16 protein-coding genes are annotated in these 19,498 nt (G+C 69.1%); 5 read left to right on the forward strand and 11 right to left on the reverse strand.

Annotated elements, in window-relative coordinates; all coding sequences use genetic code 11:
* A partial coding sequence (locus E3O19_RS17845) for an ABC transporter permease (RefSeq protein ID WP_166804566.1) occupies positions 1-1,153 on the forward strand: 1,153 nt, incomplete at its 5' end.
* Between the two features lie 21 nt (positions 1,154-1,174).
* On the opposite strand, the gene E3O19_RS12580 is transcribed toward E3O19_RS17845, so the two are convergent.
* Positions 1,175-2,770 (reverse strand): ABC-F family ATP-binding cassette domain-containing protein, encoded by a 1,596-nt coding sequence (locus E3O19_RS12580; protein WP_134568109.1) that lies wholly within the window; start codon positions 2,768-2,770, stop codon positions 1,175-1,177.
* Positions 2,771-3,017: 247 nt separating this feature from the next.
* On the reverse strand, positions 3,018-3,179 hold the full coding sequence (locus E3O19_RS17960; RefSeq protein ID WP_174776937.1) for a hypothetical protein: 162 nt from the start codon (positions 3,177-3,179) through the stop codon (positions 3,018-3,020).
* Between the two features lie 337 nt (positions 3,180-3,516).
* Here E3O19_RS17960 and E3O19_RS12595 point away from each other — a divergent pair, with 337 nt between their 5' ends.
* On the forward strand, positions 3,517-4,452 hold the full coding sequence (locus E3O19_RS12595) for a DNA-3-methyladenine glycosylase family protein (protein ID WP_174776938.1): 936 nt from the start codon (positions 3,517-3,519) through the stop codon (positions 4,450-4,452).
* A 343-nt stretch (positions 4,453-4,795) separates the two neighbouring features.
* On the opposite strand, the gene E3O19_RS12600 is transcribed toward E3O19_RS12595, so the two are convergent.
* Genes E3O19_RS12600 through E3O19_RS12625 form a run of 6 tightly spaced genes read right to left on the reverse strand, consistent with a single transcriptional unit; the run spans position 4,796 to position 11,001 of the window.
* The gene (locus tag E3O19_RS12600; protein ID WP_134568111.1) at positions 4,796-5,899 is read right to left on the reverse strand and encodes a VIT1/CCC1 transporter family protein; all 1,104 of its coding nucleotides are present in this window, start codon (positions 5,897-5,899) and stop codon (positions 4,796-4,798) included.
* Positions 5,896-6,195, reverse strand: coding sequence for a hypothetical protein (locus tag E3O19_RS12605; protein WP_134568113.1), 300 nt, complete (start codon positions 6,193-6,195; stop codon positions 5,896-5,898). The genes E3O19_RS12600 and E3O19_RS12605 overlap by 4 nt, the downstream gene beginning before the upstream one ends.
* Positions 6,195-7,700, reverse strand: a complete 1,506-nt coding sequence (gatB, locus tag E3O19_RS12610; RefSeq protein WP_134568115.1) for an Asp-tRNA(Asn)/Glu-tRNA(Gln) amidotransferase subunit GatB — start codon at positions 7,698-7,700, stop codon at positions 6,195-6,197. The genes E3O19_RS12605 and gatB overlap by 1 nt, the downstream gene beginning before the upstream one ends.
* Positions 7,700-9,247, reverse strand: a complete 1,548-nt coding sequence (gene gatA / locus E3O19_RS12615) for an Asp-tRNA(Asn)/Glu-tRNA(Gln) amidotransferase subunit GatA (protein ID WP_134568117.1) — start codon at positions 9,245-9,247, stop codon at positions 7,700-7,702. Before gatA ends, gatB begins: the two co-directional genes overlap by 1 nt.
* Positions 9,248-9,249: 2 nt before the next feature.
* Positions 9,250-9,546 (reverse strand): Asp-tRNA(Asn)/Glu-tRNA(Gln) amidotransferase subunit GatC, encoded by a 297-nt coding sequence (gene gatC / locus E3O19_RS12620; protein ID WP_134507059.1) that lies wholly within the window; start codon positions 9,544-9,546, stop codon positions 9,250-9,252.
* Between the two features lie 36 nt (positions 9,547-9,582).
* On the reverse strand, positions 9,583-11,001 hold the full coding sequence (locus tag E3O19_RS12625; protein WP_134568119.1) for an alpha/beta hydrolase: 1,419 nt from the start codon (positions 10,999-11,001) through the stop codon (positions 9,583-9,585).
* A 253-nt stretch (positions 11,002-11,254) separates the two neighbouring features.
* On the opposite strand from E3O19_RS12625, the gene E3O19_RS12630 reads away from it, so the two are divergent.
* Both E3O19_RS12630 and E3O19_RS12635 read left to right on the forward strand, forming a co-directional pair.
* The gene (locus E3O19_RS12630) at positions 11,255-11,779 is read left to right on the forward strand and encodes a PadR family transcriptional regulator (protein ID WP_134568121.1); all 525 of its coding nucleotides are present in this window, start codon (positions 11,255-11,257) and stop codon (positions 11,777-11,779) included.
* Positions 11,776-12,555, forward strand: a complete 780-nt coding sequence (locus tag E3O19_RS12635) for an alpha/beta fold hydrolase (RefSeq protein WP_134568123.1) — start codon at positions 11,776-11,778, stop codon at positions 12,553-12,555. The genes E3O19_RS12630 and E3O19_RS12635 overlap by 4 nt, the downstream gene beginning before the upstream one ends.
* 2 nt (positions 12,556-12,557) lie before the next feature.
* Here the strand turns inward: E3O19_RS12635 and ligA are convergent, their stop codons facing one another.
* The 3 genes from ligA to E3O19_RS12650 form a co-directional block, all read right to left on the reverse strand.
* Complete coding sequence (gene ligA, locus E3O19_RS12640; protein WP_134568125.1) at positions 12,558-14,858, reverse strand: NAD-dependent DNA ligase LigA; 2,301 nt, start codon at positions 14,856-14,858, stop codon at positions 12,558-12,560.
* The gene (gene mnmA, locus E3O19_RS12645) at positions 14,851-16,011 is read right to left on the reverse strand and encodes a tRNA 2-thiouridine(34) synthase MnmA (RefSeq protein ID WP_241981361.1); all 1,161 of its coding nucleotides are present in this window, start codon (positions 16,009-16,011) and stop codon (positions 14,851-14,853) included. The genes ligA and mnmA overlap by 8 nt, the downstream gene beginning before the upstream one ends.
* A 163-nt stretch (positions 16,012-16,174) precedes the next feature.
* On the reverse strand, positions 16,175-17,362 hold the full coding sequence (locus tag E3O19_RS12650) for a cysteine desulfurase family protein (RefSeq protein WP_134568127.1): 1,188 nt from the start codon (positions 17,360-17,362) through the stop codon (positions 16,175-16,177).
* An 82-nt stretch (positions 17,363-17,444) separates the two neighbouring features.
* On the opposite strand from E3O19_RS12650, the gene glgX reads away from it, so the two are divergent.
* The gene (gene glgX, locus E3O19_RS12655; RefSeq protein ID WP_134568129.1) at positions 17,445-19,487 is read left to right on the forward strand and encodes a glycogen debranching protein GlgX; all 2,043 of its coding nucleotides are present in this window, start codon (positions 17,445-17,447) and stop codon (positions 19,485-19,487) included.
* Positions 19,488-19,498 lie beyond the last annotated feature (11 nt).

Consider the following 19,498-nt stretch of genomic DNA (forward strand, 5'->3'; position numbering starts at 1 on the left):
CGCGGGGCTCCTCGCCGCCGGCCTGCCGGCGCCCGGTTCGGTGGCGTTCGGCGCCGGCTGGGCGGTCACGGGGGCGTGTTTCGCCGGCCTGGCCGCAGCGACCGCGCAGGTCACCACGGGCTCACGAGCCGCCAGCGGGCTGGCCCTGGCGGGGATCGGGGCCGCCTATCTGCTCCGGGCCGTCGGCGACCTCTCCGAAGCCGGACCAGGCTGGCTGTCCTGGCTGTCGCCGATCGGGTGGAATCAGCAGATCAGGGCCTTCGCGGGTGACCACTGGGGTGTCCTGGCACTCCCTCTGGCCGCCACGGCGGTGACCACAGCCGCGGCGTTCTTCCTGCGTCGTCGCCGGGACCTCGGCAGCGGGATGATCACGGAGCGCTCCGGTCCCGCGGCGGGCCGGCTGGGGACGCCGCTCGGCCTGGCCTGGCGCCTGCAGGCCCCCACCCTGCTGGCGTGGACCATCGCGCTGGCCATCCTGGGCCCGGTTCTCGGAACGATCGCGCACACGGTTGCCGATCTTCTCAACTCCCCTGGTATGAAGGCGATCGTCGAGCGGCTCGGCGGCAGCCAGGGTCTGACGGAAGCCTTCCTCGCCGCCGAGATCGGGCTGTTCGGCACCATCGTCGCCGCCTACGGAGTCGTCGCGGTGTCCCGGCTCCGGGGTGAGGAATCCGCGGGGCACGCGGAGGCGCTCCTCGCAACGTCGGTCGGGCGGGCCCGGATGCTCGCCGCTCACGGCGGGCTGGCCCTCGCCGGTGTCGCCTGGCTGCTGATCGTCGCCGGTGCCGGAACAGGCGCCGGTCATGCCCTCGCCCTGGGCGATCCGAGCCAGATCGCCCGGGTCACGATCGCGGCGATCGCGAGGATCCCGGCCGCGTGGGTCGTCGTGGGACTGGCCATCCTCATCTGGGGCCTCTGGCCCCGGGCCACTGCGGGCGTCTGGGTCGCCTACATCGCGTTCATCCTGGCCGGCGAGTTCGGCACTCTGTGGGGCGTGCCCCAAGTGGTCATCGACCTCAGCCCGTTCGCGCACTCGCCGCTCCTGCCGGGGCCCAACCCGGACCTCGACGGCCTGCTCTGGCTCACGGTGGTCGCTGTCGCGTTCCTGGCCGGGGGAACGACGGCGTTCCGCCGACGCGACCTGGCTCCCTAATCTTCCGCCAGGCGGTGCCGGTCAGGCCGCGCGCACCTCAATCTGACCGGGCACCGCGCTGTCGCCGCCGAAGACGAGGTGCCGGTTGGCGATCTTGTCGCTGAAGAAACGGTCGTGGCTGACCACGACCACGGCGCCGGGGAAGTGCAGCAGCGCCCGCTCCATCACCTGGGTGCTGGACATGTCGAGGTGGTTGGTCGGTTCGTCCAGCAGCAGCACGGATGCGCCGGAGAGCAGGCACTGCGCCATCGCGACGCGCGCACGCTGGCCGCCGGACAGGTTGCCGATCTTCTGTTTGAGGTCAGCTTCGGAGAACTGGAACATCGACAGGAACCGGCCGACGGACTTCCGGGTTGCCGTGAAAGCCAGGCTGCCGGGCATCGCGTTGACGGCGTGGGTGACCGTGTCGGTGTCGTCGAGTTCGGCGAGGACACGGTTGTAGGACACCACGGCGGTCCCGTTCGCCCAGGCGACCTCGCCGGAGTCGGCCCGTTCCTCGCCCGTGAGCACCCGGAGCAGGGTGGTCTTCCCGCTGCCGTTGGCGCCGAGGACCACGATCCGGTTGCCCCGCCTGATCTCGAAGCTGAGCCCTTGGAAGAGCACCTTGTCGCCGTAGGACTTGCCGAGCGATTCGACTCGGCAGAGGACATCCTTCACGTGCAGGCCACCGTAGATCTCGGTGATGATCTGGTCGACGGGTCGCGGCGTGCGGGCCTTCTTGATCTTGGACAGCTGGTTTCCGAGGTCCCGGGTGGCGGCCTTCGCGGCTTCCCGGCGATCGGCGATCCCCTCCGCTTCGAAGGCGAGCAGCTCTGATTCGTGCACGAACTGCTGTTCCAGGTTCTTGAGCCTGAACTGCTTCTGCACCACGTACTCGCCGAAGTTGCCCGGGTACTCGTGCAGGTGGAAGTTCTCGACCTCGATGATTCGGGTAACGACGGCGTCGAGGAACCTGCGGTCGTGGGAGACGATGATCGCGGCCCCCCGGAAGGTGCGGAACCAGGCTTCCAGCCACTCGACACCGGCCACGTCGAGGTAGTTGGTGGGCTCGTCCAGCAGGAGAACGTCGGGGCCCTCGAGCAGGATCTTGGCCAGCGCGGCGCGGTTGCGCCACCCGCCCGAAAGCTCGTCGATCGAGCAGACCCGGTGGGCCTCGTCGAAGCCCAGGGTGGTCAGTGCGGTGTCGATGCGGCGGGTGTAGTCCCAGCCGTCGAGCCTGTCCATGTCCTCGAACAGCTCGGCCTGGCGGTGGATGAGCCGGTCCAGTTCCGCGCTGCCCGACGGGTCGGCCGCGATGGCCGCGTCGATCGACGCCAGTTCGGCTTCGATGGCCTTGATCGGGGCGAAGAGCTCGTCGAGCACCTCGAGAATTGTGGATTGGCCGTTCAACTCAGAGAACTGGGAGAAGTAACCCACCTTGATGTCGGCGTCGAGGCTGACGGTGCCGGTGTCCGGAAGGACCTGGCCGAGGACCAGCTTCAGAATCGACGTCTTGCCCGACCCGTTCTTGCCGATCAGACCGACCCTGTCGCCGGTTTCGAGGCGGAAGAACGCCTCGCGCAGGATCTGCGCGTTTTCAAAGCGGACGCTGACGTCGTTCAGCCGGATCAGGCTCATTGCTGCCTCTCGAGGGGCGGTTCAGGGGCACCCGTGGGACTCCGGTGCGGTGTCCCTGGAAGCGCAGGGCCATGGACGATTCTACAAGGGCGGCTCCCGGGCGGGTGCTGGCAGCCGCACCAGGCATCCGTCACGGGCTGCACGGGCTCGCCGGATGGTCACCAGGTGGAATCCCCACGGATGAGGACGTCGGACCCGCCGTCGATGTAGACGATCTGCCCGCAGACGTGGGTGTTCTCCTCGCTGGTCAGTCAGGCCAGCAGGCGGGCGACGGCATCGGTTCGATCAATCTGTTCAGCAGCATCGGCACCATCTGGGCGAGCTGGTTCCTGGCCTCCGCCGTGCGTTCCTCGCCTCGGTCGAGGAAGGCCGCGAGGAGGGTGTCGTGGGGTTCGAACAGCGCTGCCATCGACGACACGGCGACCGCGCGCGGCGCCGGGGAGGCCGATCCAGCCGATCAAGCCGGCGACGACGGCCGCGACCAGGATGGGCAGGCCGGGCTGCACGAACGGCACGACGATCACAGTCGCGAGGGCGCACGCCGCGGCGACGCCCCGCGGGTGGAACAGGGCGTTCATCCGCATGCCGTAGACCGCGTTCCGGATGCCGAGCCGCGCAGCCGGCCGAACGCGTACACTTTTGCGAAACGATCGCTCCGATCGAGACGCTCCTGCCCGGCATCTGCCCGAGTGCACGCTCGCCCCTGCGGCACGCCGGGAGTTGGATGGCTACGCCCGACGAGGACAATGACTCTCCCAACCACGATTTCCCCGGATGCCGCCTCCACCTGGCACCCCCGGCATCCGACCGACGTCGCCCTCACCCTCGCCCGCCTGCGGCACGGCCGGGCCGACCCGACCCACCAGGTCGCCACCGACGGATCGCTCTGGCGCACCACACTCACCGTCGATGGACCGGCCTCGCTGCGGTTCGCGCAGTCGGACCTGCACACCATCACCTGCCAGGCCTGGGGCGCCGGCGCCCGGGCCGCGATCGACGCGGCACCCGCGATGGTCGGTCGGGATGATGACCCGGCCGGATTCGACCCCGCCCATCCTGTGCTCGACGGCGCGCACCGGCGGCATCCAGGCCTGCGCATCCCGAAGACGGGACGGGTGATGGAGGCGCTGATCCCGGCGATCCTCGAGCAGCGGGTCATCGCCGTGCAGGCGACCGCATCGTGGCGGCGGTTGGTGCACGCGTACGGCACGCCGGCCCCCGGCCCGACCCCCGGCCCCATGATGGTCGTGCCGACCGTGCGCGCCTGGCAGCTGATCCCGTCCTGGGAATGGCACAAGGCCGGCGTCGATCCGCAACGGTCACGAACGGTGATGGCTGTCCTGGACGTGGCGCGGCAACTGGAGCGCTGCGTCGACCTGTCCCCGGAAGAGGCGGCGACCAGGCTCCGATCGATGCCGGGCGTGGGGGTCTGGACGGCAGCGGAGGTCGCCCAGCGGGCCCTCGGCGACGCGGATGCGCTCTCGGTCGGCGACTACCACCTTGCCGGGTTCATCGGGCACGCCTTGTTCGGCGTGGAGTTCGACGACCGGCAGCTGGTGGCGGCCATGGAGCAGTGGCGGCCGCACCGCTTCCGGGTGGTGCGGCTGGTGGAGAACAGCGGCGTGGCCGGGAGACCCCGGCGCGGGCCGCGGATGCCGTTCGTCGACCACCGCGCGCACTGATCGGGAGTCGCCAAACTCGGAGTCGCCGCGACCGCGTCGAAGAGCAGTCCGAGCTGCTGTTGGGTGATGCTCACCGGAGTGGCCATACCCGCACACTACGACCAGCCACCGACATCCGCAGGCACCCACCCGGCCCTCACGATGGGCTGTGGATAACCTGATCAAAGGAGATTTGTGGAGCACAAGCCAGACGTGATTTCGACAGGCTCAACCACCGACGGTGGTCGAGTTCGTCGAGACCAGGTGCGGCGATTTCGACAGGCTCAATCACCGGGACGGAGGACAGGCCTGCAGGTATTCGACGAGCTCGGCCACCGGGGAGAGGCCCGTTCACCGACGGCGATCACGCCAATGACGTGCCGAAGAGCAGTCCGAGCAGGTAGGTGACTCCGGCGGCGCCGAAGCCGATCAGCAGCTGTCGGAGGGCACGTCGCAGAGGTGGTCCGCCGGAGAGCAGCCCGACGATTGCGCCGGTGGCCAGGAGGGCGAGGCCGACCAGCACGGCCGCCACGATGATCGCCGCCGGCCCGCTGAGCCCGAACAGGTAGGGAAGGACGGGCAGGATCGCCCCTGAGGCGAAGAAACAGAAACTCGACGTTGCCGCGCCGAGGCCGGTGCCGATCGCCTCGTGCTCGTCGACCGCGGGCGAGAGAGCGCCCCGGGGAGCGACTTCGACCGGACCGGTGGCGATGGCCACCGTGCGCAGCACCTCCCGGGCGTGCACCTCGGCCCGCTCCGGGCTCATTCCCTGCGCCCGGTAGACCAGGGTCAGTTCGTTGGCCGCAAGGTCGAGGTGGGACAAAACCGTTCGGGTGGCCGGGTTCGGGGTGGATGCCTCGAGCAGTTCCCGCTGGGAACGCACGGACACGTACTCCCCCGCTCCCATCGATAGGGCGCCGGCGAGCAGCCCGGCGATTCCGGTGAAGAGGATTGTGGCCGTCGGAACACCGGTGGCCCCGATTCCGAGCACCAGGGCCAGGTTGCTCACCAGGCCGTCGTTGATGCCGAAGACCGCGGCACGGAAGGTTCCGGCCAGGCGCTGGCGACCACGGGCCGCAAGGCCGCGCACGACCTCTTCGTGGATGCGTTCGTCCGCGGCCATCGTGCTGGTGGCATCCGCATCGTCGTCGTAGGGCGAACGCGACTCGGCCCGCTGGGCCAGGGCGAGTACGAACACCGAGCCGAACCTGCGGGCCAGGAAACCGAGGAAGCGGGTGCGTATGGCGCCGCGCCGCGGCGTCCCTGCCTGGTCTCCGAGGAGGTGCCGCCAGTGCGCTTCATGGCGACCCTCCGCCTCGGCGAGGGCGAGCAGGATTTCCTTCTCCTCCCCGGTGCGACGCGCGGCCAGGTCACGGTAGACCGCAGCCTCGGCCTGTTCGTCGGCCAGATACTGTCGCCACCGACGGATGTCCGCCACGCCGGCCGGGCGCTCGTGGGTCACGCTCATGCTTCCGGTGCGGCTTGGAGGTGACTCTGCGTCACCCGGGCGGACTCGTGCGGGCCAGACCCGTCGAGGCCGTAGAACGGTTCGTCGAATTGCACGACCCAGACCGCCTCGCGCAGGGTCACCGGGGCGTAGAGCGCGGCGCCTTCCATGTCCCCGCCGGCCACGATCACCCCGCTCGGGTCCGGCGCGTGGGAATCGGGGTAGTTGCTGCGGTCGAGTCGCACCAGGACCTGGACCCCCACGCCGAACCCGGTTCGCCCGGGTTCGGCCGGCCGCTGCTTCTTCCCGAATGCCATTACTGCGCCGTTCCGGCTCTCTCCAGCACGAGCTCCCGCACCCGGGCGGCATCCGCCTGGCCGCGCATGGCCTTCATGACGGCGCCGATCACGGCGCCCGCCGCCTGCACCTTGCCGTCGCGGATCTTCGCGAGCACGTCGGGCTGCGCGGCCAGGGCCTCGTCGATCGCCGCGATGAGCGCGCCGTCGTCCGACACAACCACGAGGCCGCGCAGCTCGACGACCTCGAGCGGGGTGCCCTCGCCGGCGATGACGCCCTCGAGCACCTGGCGGGCAAGGCGGTCGGTGAGCGTTCCTGCCACGACGAGTTCGATCAGGGCGGCAACCTGAACGGGGTGCACGAGGGAGTCGGCTGCCACGCCGGCCACGTTCGCGAGCCTGGCCACCTCACCGGTCCACCACTTGCGGGCGGCCTGGGCTGCCGATCCGGCGGCGATGGTGGCCTCGACGGCGTCGAGCAGGTCGGAGTTGACGACGTCCTGGAACTCCAGGTTCGCGAAGCCCCAATCGGCCTGCAGCCGCTTGCGCCGGGCGGCCGGGGGCTCCGGCAGGGTTGCACGAAGCTCCTCGACCCATTCGCGCGACGGCGCGACGGGCACGAGGTCGGGCTCGGGGAAGTAGCGGTAGTCGTCGGCATCCGACTTGGGCCGGCCGGCGGAGGTGATGCCGGTGTCCTCGTGCCAGTGCCTGGTCTCCTGGGTGATCGTACCGCCCGCGGCCAGCAGCGCCGCCTGGCGCTGGATCTCGTAGCGCACGGCGCGTTCGACCGAACGGAGCGAGTTGACGTTCTTGGTCTCGGTGCGCGTACCGAGGATGTTCGATCCGCGGGGGCGGAGGGAGACGTTGGCGTCGCAGCGCACATTGCCCTCCTCCATCCGAGCGTTGGAGACGCCGAGACCCTTCACGATCTCGCGAATCGCGGCGACATAGGTACGCCCGATCTCCGGGGCGTCAGCCTCGCCGCCCTCGATCATCTGGGTGACGATCTCCACCAGGGGCACCCCGCCGCGGTTGTAGTCCACGAGGGAGTAGTCGGCGCCTTGGATGCGCCCGGTCGCGCCGCCGACGTGGGTGAGTTTTCCGGCGTCGTCCTCCATGTGGGCGCGTTCAATATCGACCGTGACCAGGCGACCGCTTTCGAGCTCGATCGTGAGTTGGCCGTTGAACGCGATCGGCTCGTCGTACTGCGAGGTCTGGAAGTTCTTCGCGGTGTCCGGGTAGAAGTAGTTCTTGCGGGCGAACCGGGAGTACTCGGCGATCTCGCAGCCGAGGGCGAGCCCGAGGCGGATGCTCGACTCGATCGCCTTGGCGTTCACCTGCGGGAGTCCGCCCGGCAGGCCGAGGCAGGTCGGGCAGGTGTTCGTGTTGGCACCCTGGCCGAATTCGTTGGCACAGCCGCAGAACATCTTGGTCTTGGTGTTGAGTTCGACGTGCACCTCGAAGCCGAGCACCGGCTCGAACAGTTCGAGGGCCTTGTCGTAGTCCATCAGTTCGGCTTTTTTCATCAGACGACTCCCTCTTCGCTGGCGAACATTTCGGTGGGCGCGAGCTCGGGCGCCTGGCTGAGCAGGGTGTGGCCCCAGGACGCCTCGAGTAGGCGCTCAACGGCGGCACCGAAGGTGTACAGGCGGGCATCCAGTTTCGCCGGCGCCATGATCTGCAGGCCGACGGGGAGCCCATCTTCGGGAGCGAGCCCCATCGGAAGACTCATCCCCGGCACGCCGGCAAGGTTCGCCGGGATCGTGGTGACGTCGTTCAGGTACATCGCCATCGGGTCGGTCATCTTCTCACCGAATTTGAAGGCCGTGGTGGGAGCGCTCGGCGACACCAGCACGTCGACCTGGGCGAATGCCGCGTCGAAGTCGCGCTGGATGAGCGTGCGCACCTTCTGGGCGCTGCCGTAGTACGCGTCGTAGTACCCGGCGCTCAGGGCGTAGGTGCCGAGGATGATGCGACGCTTGACCTCGGGGCCGAAGCCGGCGTCGCGGGTGGCCGCCATCACCCGTTCGCTGGTGAGGGGGCCCTCGGCCGGGTCGACCCGGATGCCGAAGCGCACCGAGTCGAATCTGGCCAGGTTGCTCGACGCCTCCGCGGGCAGGATCAGGTAGTACGCGGCGATCGCGTACTCGAAGTTCGGTGCGCTGACCTCCACGATCTCCGCGCCGGCCTGGGCGAGTAGGGCCAGGGTCTCCTCGAAGCGCTGCTTGACGCCGGGTTGGAATCCCTCGCCGGCGAGCTCCTTGACCACGCCGACGCGCACGCCCTGCAGTGCGCCGTCGGCCAGGCCGGCGCGTGCGGCGGCAGCCATCGACGGCCAGGAATCGGTGAGCGACGTCGAGTCCAGCGGGTCGTGCCCGCCGATGACATCGTGCAGCAGGGCCGCGTCGTAGACCGTGCGGGTGACGGGACCGACCTGGTCCAGCGAGGACGCGAGCGCGATCGAGCCGTAGCGGGAGACGCCGCCGTAGGTGGGCTTGACTCCGACGGAGCCGGTGACGGCGGCAGGCTGGCGGATGGAACCGCCGGTGTCGCTGCCGAGGGCGAGGGGAGCCTCGAAAGAGCTCACCGCGGCTGCCGAGCCGCCTCCCGACCCGCCGGGGATCCGGTCGAGGTCCCACGGGTTGTGCGTCGGACCGTAAGCGGAGAACTCGGTCGACGAGCCCATCGCGAACTCGTCCATGTTGGTTTTGCCGAGCGGAATCAGTCCGGCGTCGCGCACGCGCCTGACGACCGTGGCGTCGTAGGGCGGGATCCAACCCTCGAGGATCTTCGAGCCGGCCGTGGACGGCATGTCCTGGGTGGCGAGCACGTCCTTGATGGCGATCGGGACCCCGGCGAGCGGGCCGAGCACGTCGCCGGCGGCGCGGCGGGCGTCGATCCGGGCGGCGGTGGCGAGGGCGGCATCCCGTGCCACGTGCAGGAAGGCGTGCACATCGGTGTCGATGGCGGCGATGTGGTCGAGGTGGGCACGGGTCACTTCGACGGAGCTCACCGACCGGTCGGCGAGCAGTCCGGACAGATCGGCGGCAGACAGCTTGATCAGGTTGGTCATGGTCATTCCTCGTCCAGGATCGCGGGCACTCGGAACTTGTCGCCGTCGTGGTCGGGCGCGCCGGAGAGCGCCTGTTCGACGGTGAGCGAGGGAACGACCGTGTCGGGGCGGAAAACGTTGGTCAGCGGCATCGGGTGGCTGGTCGCCGGAACGTCCGGTGTGGCCACTTCGGCTACCTTCGCGACGGAATCGACGATCTGGCCGAGTTCCGTGGTGAGGCGGTTGATCTCCTCCGGGCTGAGGTCGATCCGGGCGAGGTTGGCCAAATGCGCTACCTGCTCGGCCGTGATTTCAGACATGTTGCTCCGATTATCGTCGAGGTGGATTCCCCAATTCTATTCGGAGCCGTCGGTGACCAGATCCGCGTTGTCCGTTCCGATCAGGGCCATGTTGTGCAGTGACTCACTGCCCCGGTCGAAATAGGCGTTGTGGCCGATAGAACCGGCCAGCCAGGTCCCGGTGAGCCGATCGCGCGCACCGAACACCCCCAGGGGCCGGGCGCCGTACGATTGTGCGCCCGGGTCACTGCCGAAGAAAGCACTGTTGACCGCCGGGTCCCAGTCCGCCTTTCCCACGAACACGTTGCCGTTGGCCACGCTCAGGCTGTCGACGGACTGGATCTGGCTGCCGGGAGAACCGACCAGGACCAGCGCGTCAACCTCGAACGACCCGCGCGACAGGGCCGTGAGCGCGACCGTCGAGCCGTAGGAGTGCGCGAACACCGAGACGAATGGCTGGTCGCCGATTCGGTCTGAGCGGATGCCCTGCGAGTACTTCTCCAGGAAGTCGGCGCCGGCGACGGCGTGGTCGAGGCCCCCGACGCTGAACAGGTCCGGCGCTTCGTAGCCGATCCAGGCGACGACCGCGATGCCCGCGGCGGCCGAACCCCGGCCGCTCGCGGCCCGCTCTGCGAGCACGGTGCGCTGCTCGCCGTAGAGGGACGCCGCTGTCGCGGTCCAGTTCACGATCTGAGGCTCGACACCGTAGTTCATGCCCGGCACAAGGTAGCTGACGTAGGCGGCGGCGTCCGGGTTGCCCAGGGCGATGGCGGCCCGGCCACCCGCCACCGTGTCCAGGACGATCAGGGATCGGCGGGGACCCCCGTCGGTCGGGCGGAGGGCGACCTGGACCTGGGTCAGGATGGCGCGCTCCCGCGTGGCGGCATCCCGCGACGTGTCGTCGAGTGTGCCGGCGAGCCGGCGATCCACCTCGGCCAGGCTCTGGCCCAGGTAACGGGCGTTGGCCCGGCCGCGCTGCCGGAAGGGGATGCCGTCGAGGTTTCCGACCAGCCGCGGCGCCCCGGCAAGGAGGGACGACCGCTCGGTGCCGTCCAACCCGGTCCACCACCCGGTGACCTCGGTAGCGGCGGGGGGCACGGCCAGCAGGGAGTCGACCTGGCTGGGGAACTCTGCGACGAAGGTGGAGATGTCGCCGACCGACAGCCGCGACAGGCCCGCGAGCAGGCTGGCTCCAGACAGCCGTCGCACTGACTCAAGACCGGCGTCCGCTCCCGTCACCACAGACGCCGCCGGTTGCACCGCGACGCCCGGCTCCCCCGCGGTGCCGATCCCGGCCGCCGCGCGTGGGGACGATGAGCCGGTCGACACCGAGCCGGTCGAGACCGCGAGGTCCAGCCTGAGCGGCGTGGACAGGATGATGACCCCCACCGGCGCCGGGGCGACCGAGACGGGAACGACCGAGACAGGAACGACCGAGACCCGGGCGGTGACCGCCGGGGACCTGAGCGAGTGCACTCCAAAGGGCTCACTGACCGTGTGGAAAGCCAGTGAGGCGGTTATCAGTGCTGCCGCCGCTAAGAGCAAACTCGGGTACGTCCCCTCACGAACACCGAGCAGTCGGGTAGCTCGACGTGAAACACAAGGCCTGCACCTCCAGAATACTGAAACGGCGACGCGGTTGACCGGTCGCATTCCCCCCTCTAGAGGGGTGTTTTTCGCCGAAAACTTATACTTGTCAAGTCTTATATATGTATAGTCTTATACAGTCATGTCATTGAAATACGCCATCCTGGGGGTTCTCAAACTGAAACCCCACACGGGCTACGACCTCAAGAAGACCATCGAAGCGTCCGTCGCCCACTTCTGGTCCGCCGACCAGTCGCAGATCTATCGCACGCTGGCCCTCCTCGTGACCGACGGCCTCGCGGAAGTGGAAGTGATCGCCCAGGACGGGCGCCCCGACCGGCGTGTGCACCGGATCACCACGACCGGCCTCACCGCGCTGCGCGAATGGCTGGCCTCGCCGCTGCCCCCGGAGACCCCCCACGACGCCTTCCTGGTGCGGGTCTTCTTCGTCGGCGAACTCGGAATCCCCGCCGCGGCCGGCCTGCTGCAGTCTCGACGGGACGAGGCGGATTCCGCCCTCTCACGGCTCACCGCGCTGGTCGGGCAGGAGCGCGGCGAACCCGTCGATCTCGCGCACGCCCTCCGGCGCGCGACTCTCCGGAACGGGATCCGGCACGCCGAAGCCGAGCTGGCCTGGCTGGACGAGACCGTGGCGGCGCTCCCGTGAGCTACCCACTCGAACACGGCGCCGAGGCGACCGGCACCGAAACCATCGTGTTCCTGCACGGCGGGTCCGTCGCCGCCTGGTCCTGGCAGCCGCAGGTCGCCGCCCTGCCCGGCCGCCACGTGCTCACCCCTGACCTACCGGGCTTCGGTGACCGCTCCGTCGCGGACTGGCGCTCACTCGAAGAGACCGCCGACGACGTGGCCGCCATCATCGCCAAGCACGCGCACGGCGCCCGCGCGCACCTGGTCGGGCTCTCCCTCGGCGGTCTTGTGGCGGTGCAAGTCATGGCGCGCCATCCCGGCCTGCTGCACTCCTGCCTCGTCTCGGGCGTTCCCCTGGACGGCATTCACGGCTTGGCCCGCTTCGTCAACACCCTGCACCTGCGCCTGTGGGGCCGTCGCTGGTACTGGCGCGCGCAGTCGAAGGCCTTCGGACTGCCCGCGGATGCGGTGACCCTCTTCGTCGAACACGGCCTCGGAATCCGGCCGGACAATGCCGCGCGCGTCTTCGAGGACGTGAACTTCGGCGTCAGCCCCGCGGGGCTGGATGGTTACCTCGGACCGCTCCTCGCCGTGGCGGGCGAGAAGGAATCCCGGCTCGTGCGGGACAGCCTGGCCACGCTGCGGGCGCTCCTGCCGCAGACCCGGACCTGGATCGCGCCGGGGATGCACCACGTCTGGAGCATCGAGGACGCAGAGTTGTTCACGCGAATGGTGGTCGGCTGGGTCGACGACGGAACCCTGCCGGCGGGCGCCTCCCTGGCCGCGGCCGACTGAGTTCAGTCGGCCGGGACTGCCGGGACTGCCGGGACTGCCGGGTCGGCCGGGGTCTCCCCCGCGCCGTCCCCGAGAGCGGCGGCGCCCTTCGTCAGGAGCAAGTGGAACCCGGCGGCGTCCAGAACACGGACTCCGAGTTGCTCCGCCCTGGCCAGCTTCGACCCGGCGCCCGGCCCGGCGGCGACGAAGTCCGTGTTCTTGGAGACGCTGGAAGCGGATTTGCCGCCGGCGGAGATGATGGCCTCCTGGGCCTCCTCCCGGCTATAGCCGTCGAGGGAACCGGTGGTGACGACCGTCAGCCCGCTAAGCAACCCACCGGCCGCGGCCGCGGCCCCCGGCCCCGGGTGTCCCGGCGTCGTGAACTGCACGCCGGCACGGGTCCACTGGTCCACGATGTCCCGGTGCCAATCGACCTCGAACCAGGCGATCAGGGCGTCCGCGATGATGCCGCCGACCCCGGCGACCTCGGCGAGTTCATCCCGCGAGGCGGCGCGGACCAGGTCAAGGGTCCCGAAGTGGCCGGCGAGAGCGCGCGCGGCGACCGGGCCCACGTGACGGATGTTGAGGGCCACCAGCAACCGCCAGAGCGGCTTGGTCTTCGCCAGCTCGATCTCGCCCAGCAGCTTGATCGCGTTGGAGGAGGGCTGCAGCCCGGTTATCCCCTGCTTCTTCTCCGCGGCCGACGGGTTTCGGCGGAACGGCGTGCGCAGGCGGGTGGAACCGTCCTCGTCCTCGCGGGGCAGTCCGGTCTCAGCATCCCGCACGACCACCTCGATCGAAAGCAGGTCGGCCAGGGTGAGGTCGAACAGCCCGGCCTCGGTGGAGAGCGGCGGCTTGGTAGGCACCGTCGGCTGGGTCAGCGCGGCCGCAGCGACCTCGCCGAGAACCTCGATGTCCAGCGCGCCCCGCGAACCGATGTGTTCGACCCGACCGCGCACCTGCGCGGGGCAGCTGCGCGCGTTCGGGCAACGCAGATCGATGTCCCCCTCCTTCGCCGGGGCAAGCGGGGTGCCACACTCCGGGCAGTTCGCGGGCATCACGAATGCGCGTTCGGTGCCGTCGCGGAGTTCGAGCACCGGACCGAGCACTTCGGGGATGACGTCGCCGGCCTTGCGCAGCACGACGGTATCGCCGATCAGTATCCCCTTGGCCCTGACCACGTCCTGGTTATGCAGCGTGGCCTGGCGGACCTCGGATCCGGCGACCCGCACCTTCTCCATCACCGCGAATGGGGTGGCTCGTCCGGTGCGGCCGACGCTCACGATGATGTCGAGCAGTTTGGTGTGGACCTGCTCAGGCGGGTACTTGTAGGCGATGGCCCAGCGCGGGGCCCTGCTGGTGGCACCGAGTTCGGCGTGAAGTGCGAGTTCGTCGACCTTGATCACGATGCCGTCGATCTCATGTTCAACGCTGGCGCGGTGCACACCGTAGTACTCGATGAACTTCGCCGCCCGTGCGGCGGCCGGCTCCACCTTGAAGTAGGTACTTGTCGGTAGACCCCAGCCACCCAGCAGCCCGTAGACCTCGGACTGGGCGGCCACGGGCGGGTTGACCCAGGCGCCGATGCCGTGCACCAGCATCCGCAGCCGGCCGAGCCTGGCGCGCATCAGGCGAAGCGGTTCCTTGGCCTTGCCCTCCGCCTTCTGGCGCAGCGACCCGCTCGCCGCGTTGCGCGGGTTCGCGAAGACCCGTTCGCCTGCGGCGGCCTGCTCGGCATTGAGTTCACGGAAGGCCTCCACCGGGAAGAAAATCTCGCCCCGGACCTCGATCAGGTCGGGGTGGCCCGTGCCGGCAAGGCGTCGCGGAATCCCGGGGACCCAGCGGATGTTCTCGGTCACGTCTTCGCCGACCACGCCGTCGCCGCGGGTCGCCGCGGTGACCAGCACGCCGTGTTCGTAGCGGAGGTTGATGGCGAGGCCGTCGATCTTGAGCTCGCAGAGGTAGTGCACGGTGCGGCCTGCGTCTCGCTCCACCTTCGTGGCCCAGTCGTCGAACTCCTCGATCGAGAACACGTTGTCGAGGCTGAGCATGCGCTCGGCGTGTTGCACCGGCGCGAAGAGGCTGGTTTCAGCGCGGCCTCCGACGGTCTGGGTCGGGCTGTCCTGGCTGGCCAGTTCGGGAAATTCACGCTCGAGGCCGGCGAGACGGTGCACCAGGGCGTCGTAGTCGGCATCCGAGATGACGACCTCGTTGCGCTCGTAGTAGGCGTCCCTGGTGGCCAGGATCCGCTTGGTGAGTTCGGTGACCTCCGCTGCGGCCTGATGCAGGGCGGCCGGGGTTTCGGCGGCCACGCCGTCAGGCATGTGCGGCGGCGACCGAGGGAGCGACAGGGACGGCGCTCACAGTGCGGTCGATGGTGCACTGGCCGAGCACGCGGGTGCCGAGGTAGACCACGGCGGTCTGCCCGGGCGCGACGCCGGTCAGCGGCGTGGCAGGCAGGATCCGGAGTTCCACCCCGTCGATGCCGTCGCCGGTGCCCCGGTCGGTCGAGACCACCTGGGCCACAGCGGGCACCGGGTCGGCGTGGGCGCGGATCTGCACGTCGCAGTCGAACGCGATTTCCGGGTGCGCGGGGGCGACGCCGCACCAGGTGAACTTCGTGCCGGAGATCTCCTTGATCGCGAGTGCTTCCTTCGGTCCGACGACGACCGTGTTGGTGATCGGGCGCACCTCGAGCACGAACCGCGGCTTTCCGTCAGCGGCAGGGGTTCCGATCTGCAGGCCCTTGCGCTGCCCGACGGTGAATGCGGCGGCACCCTCGTGCCGGCCGAGGGTGTTGCCGTCACGGTCGAGGATGTCGCCGGTCGCCGACGGCACGCGCTCGGCCAGCCAGCCGCGGGTGTCGCCGTCGGGGATGAAGCAGATGTCGTAGGAGTCGGGCTTAGTAGCCACGGAGAAGCCGCGCTCGGCGGCTTCGGCGCGCACCTCGGCCTTGGACGGGGTGGCCCCGAGCGGGAACATCGAGTGTGCGAGCTGGTCCTGGGTGAGCACACCGAGCACATAGGACTGGTCTTTGGCCCAGGCGCTGGCCCGGTGCAGTTCACGGTTGCCGTCGGCATCCGTCAGGATCGTGGCGTAGTGCCCGGTGGCGACGGCGTCGAAGCCAAGGTCGATGGCCTTCTCGAGCAACGCAGCGAACTTGATCCGCTCGTTGCAACGCATGCAGGGGTTGGGGGTGCGACCGGCGGCGTATTCGGCAATGAAGTCGTCAACCACGTCGAGCTTGAACCGTTCGGAGAAGTCCCAGACGTAGTACGGGATGCCGATGATGTTCGCTGCACGCTGGGCGTCCATCGAGTCTTCGACGGTGCAGCAGCCACGGCTGCCGGTCCGAAGGGTTCCGGGCATCCGGCTCAGGGCCAGGTGCACGCCGACCACCTCGTGTCCCGCCTCGACCGCGCGGGCTGCGGCGACGGCGGAGTCCACCCCACCGCTCATTGCTGCCAAAACCTTCACCTGTCGAGTGTAATCGCGTGCGACGGTTTGGCCAACGCGCCTCCTCCGCCGCTGCGCGCCCGGTGTGCCTGGCGCGCAGCGGCGGAACTGGCGCGCACGACGGTGACGAGGGGCAGCGGTGACGAGGGGGCAGCGGTGACGAGGGGGCAGCGGTGGCGAGAGCTCAGCGCCCGGGGACGCGGTCGGCCATGCCGGCCCGGGAGGCGTGGGCGTGGGCGGCAGGCAATGCGGCCAGCAGGGCGTCGACGTCGGCCATGGTCGAGGTGCGGCCGAGGGTGATCCGAAGGGCTCCCCGGGCCTCCACCTCGCTGCGGCCCATCGCCCGGAGCACATGGGAGGGTTCCGGAATGCCCGCCTGGCACGCCGAGCCGGTCGACACGGCAACACCGGCCGCGTCGAGCAGGAACAGGAGCGAATCGCCCTCGCAGCCGGGAAAGCTGAAGTGAGCCGTTCCGGGGAGGTGACGGGCCGGGTCCGGGTCTCCGTTGAGCAGCGCCGTCGGTACCACCGCGAGCACCCCGTCCACGACGGCCTGCCGGAGCCGGGCGATCCGCGCGTTCTCCCCGGGCAGGTCGTCGCCCGCCGCCGCAGCGGCCACGGCGAAGGCCACGGCCGCCGCGACATCCTGGGTGCCGCTTCGTACCTGACGCTGTTGACCGCCGCCGTGCAGCAGCGGCTCGACGGTCGCACGCCGGGAGAGGATCAGAGCGCCGATGCCGACGGGGCCGCCTATTTTGTGAGCCGAGACGCTCACCGCGGACACTCCCCCTCGGCTGAGGACGCCGAAGTCGATCGGGACGTGCCCGTAGGCGGCCACCGCGTCGACGTGCACCGGGATGCCGTGGGTCGCCGCGAGCGCGGCGATCTCCTCCACGGGCTGGATCGTGCCGACCTCGTTGTTGGCGGCCAGCAGGGTGACCAGGGCGATCTCGTCTGGGTGGGCGGCGATTGCGCGGGCGAGCACGGCCGGGGCGACCCGGCCGTGCTCGTCCAGCGGCAGCCAGTCGATCACCGCGCCCTCGTGCCGTTCAAGCCATTCGACGGTGTCGACGGTGGCGTGATGTTCCCCGCCGGGAACCAGAATGCGCCGACGGGGCGTCCGGGCCCAAAAGAGCCCCTTGATGCCGAGGTTGACCGATTCGGTGCCGCCCGCGGTGAAGACGACCTCGATCGGGTCGCAGCCGACGCTGGCCGCCACGGTCTCGCGGGCTTCCTCGAGCATCCGTTTCTTCAACTGGCCCTGGCTATGGATAGACGCCGGGTTGCCCACGACCGTCATCGCTTCGGTGAACGCCGCGATGGCGCCGGGAAGCATCGGTGTCGTCGCGGCGTGGTCCAGGTAGACCGCCATGGGGATCCTCCGCAGGTTTTCGGGCATCGGCAGGTCTGATTGTGGTCAGAACAGACCGTCTGTACTCATTACTCTAGAACCCATGACTTCCGCTGACCCCCTGCGCAACCTCGGCGTCCGGCTGGGGGCCAACGGTGGTGAGTTGCGCGTGTGGTCGAAGAATGCTGACGCCATGGAACTGTGCATTTTCGACCAGACCGATCCCAACTGGATCATCAAGACCGTTCCGATGGTCAAGGACGCCAACGACGTGTGGTTCGGGCGATCCCGTACCCTCTCCCCCGGCCGTCGCTATGGAATCCGGGTCTCTGGTCCTGCCTCGGCAAGGAATTCGTTTCACCCGGAGAAAACCCTGATCGAACCGTATTCCCGGGGCCTGGTGCGGGTCGGCCCCGACCAGTGGCAATCCTCCGTCGTGGACGGTGGCTTCGACTGGGCCGGGTCTGCCAAACCGAAGATCGCGCTCGACCACACGGTCGTCTACGAAGCCCACGTGCGCGGGCTGAGCAAGCTCAATCCGGCGGTCCCCGCGGAGCTGCGCGGGACCTACGCCGGCCTCGCCCACGAGTCGACGATCGGCTACCTGAAGAATCTCGGCGTCACCGCGGTGGAACTGCTCCCGGTGCACGCGTTCGTCTCGGAACAACGCCTGATCAAGCAGGGCCTCACCAATTACTGGGGTTACAACACCTTCAATTTCTTCTCTCCGCACGCGGACTACGCCACCATGGCCTCGCAGTCCGCCGGCCCGGAGGCCGTGCTGCGGGAGTTCAAGGGCATGGTCAAATTGCTGCACGAAGCCGGCCTCGAGGTCATTCTCGACGTGGTCTACAACCACACAGCGGAGGAGGGACCGAACGGTCCGGTCAGCAGCCTGCGCGGCATCGACAACGCGACCTACTACCGGCAGAACGACAACGGCGCGTACATCGACGTCACCGGCTGCGGCAACACCCTCAATGTTTCGCACGAGGTGCCGCACCGCCTGGTGCTCGACTCGTTGCGCTACTGGGCCAACGACGTGCAGATCGATGGATTCCGATTCGACCTGGCGGCGACACTCGGCCGTGACGGCAACGTCGAATACCAACGGGACCATCCACTGCTCACCACTATCCGGACCGACCCCGACCTCGCCGGTGTGAAGCTCATCGCCGAGCCGTGGGACATCGGGCAGGGCGGCTGGCAGACCGGCAACTTCGCCGATGGCTGGACAGAATGGAACGATCGCTACCGGGACCGGATGCGCTCGTTCTGGCTGACCGACCTCGCCGCGGCGCGCGACGGGCACGCGGGCAGCGGCATCGGCCGATTCGCGACCCGTCTGGCGGGGTCGTCCAACACCTTCTCGCAGGAGCGCGGGCCGCTGGCCTCGCTGAACTTCATCACCGCCCATGACGGTTTCACGATGGCAGACCTCACCGCGTACAACGTCAAGCACAACGTGGGCAACGGCGAGTCGAACCGGGACGGCACCGACAGCAATAATTCGTTCAACCACGGCATCGAGGGTCCCACCCGGAACACCACCATCCTCACCACCCGGCGCAAGGCCATGCGCAACCTGCTGGCCACGCTCCTCCTCTCTGCCGGCGTGCCGATGATCACGGCCGGCGACGAATTCGGGCGCAGCCAGCGCGGCAACAACAACGCCTACTGCCATGACAGCGAACTCACCTGGCTGAATTGGGACCTGGACGACTGGCAGGTCGACCTGCACCGGGTCAGCCGGCGCCTGCTCGAACTGCGCCGGGAGAACCCGGCCCTCCGGTCGGTGCGATTCGGTCGCCCGGGCGAAACGACCCTGAGCGCCAGCGAAATGAACTGGTACAACGCTCTGGGCGAGTCGATGTCCGAGGAGGACTGGCATTCGTCGAATGAGCGCACGCTGCAGTACCTCGCGGCGAGCACCCCCGAGCACGAGGAATTCAACCGGATCCTGTTGATCGTGCAGGGTCGGGAAGCGGATGTCACGGTGACCCTGCCGGTGCACACGGGAGTCGTCTCCTACACGCTGCTCTGGGACTCCAGCCATGACGACATCAGCGACGCCGTGATCGAACATCTCCCCGGCGCCCGTCTGCTCGTCCCCGGCGCGTCGATGCAGCTATTCCGGGCCCACTAGCGTCGGTCCGG

It is taken from the genome of Cryobacterium algoritolerans, assembly GCF_004402785.1.
Lineage (GTDB): Bacteria > Actinomycetota > Actinomycetes > Actinomycetales > Microbacteriaceae > Cryobacterium > Cryobacterium algoritolerans.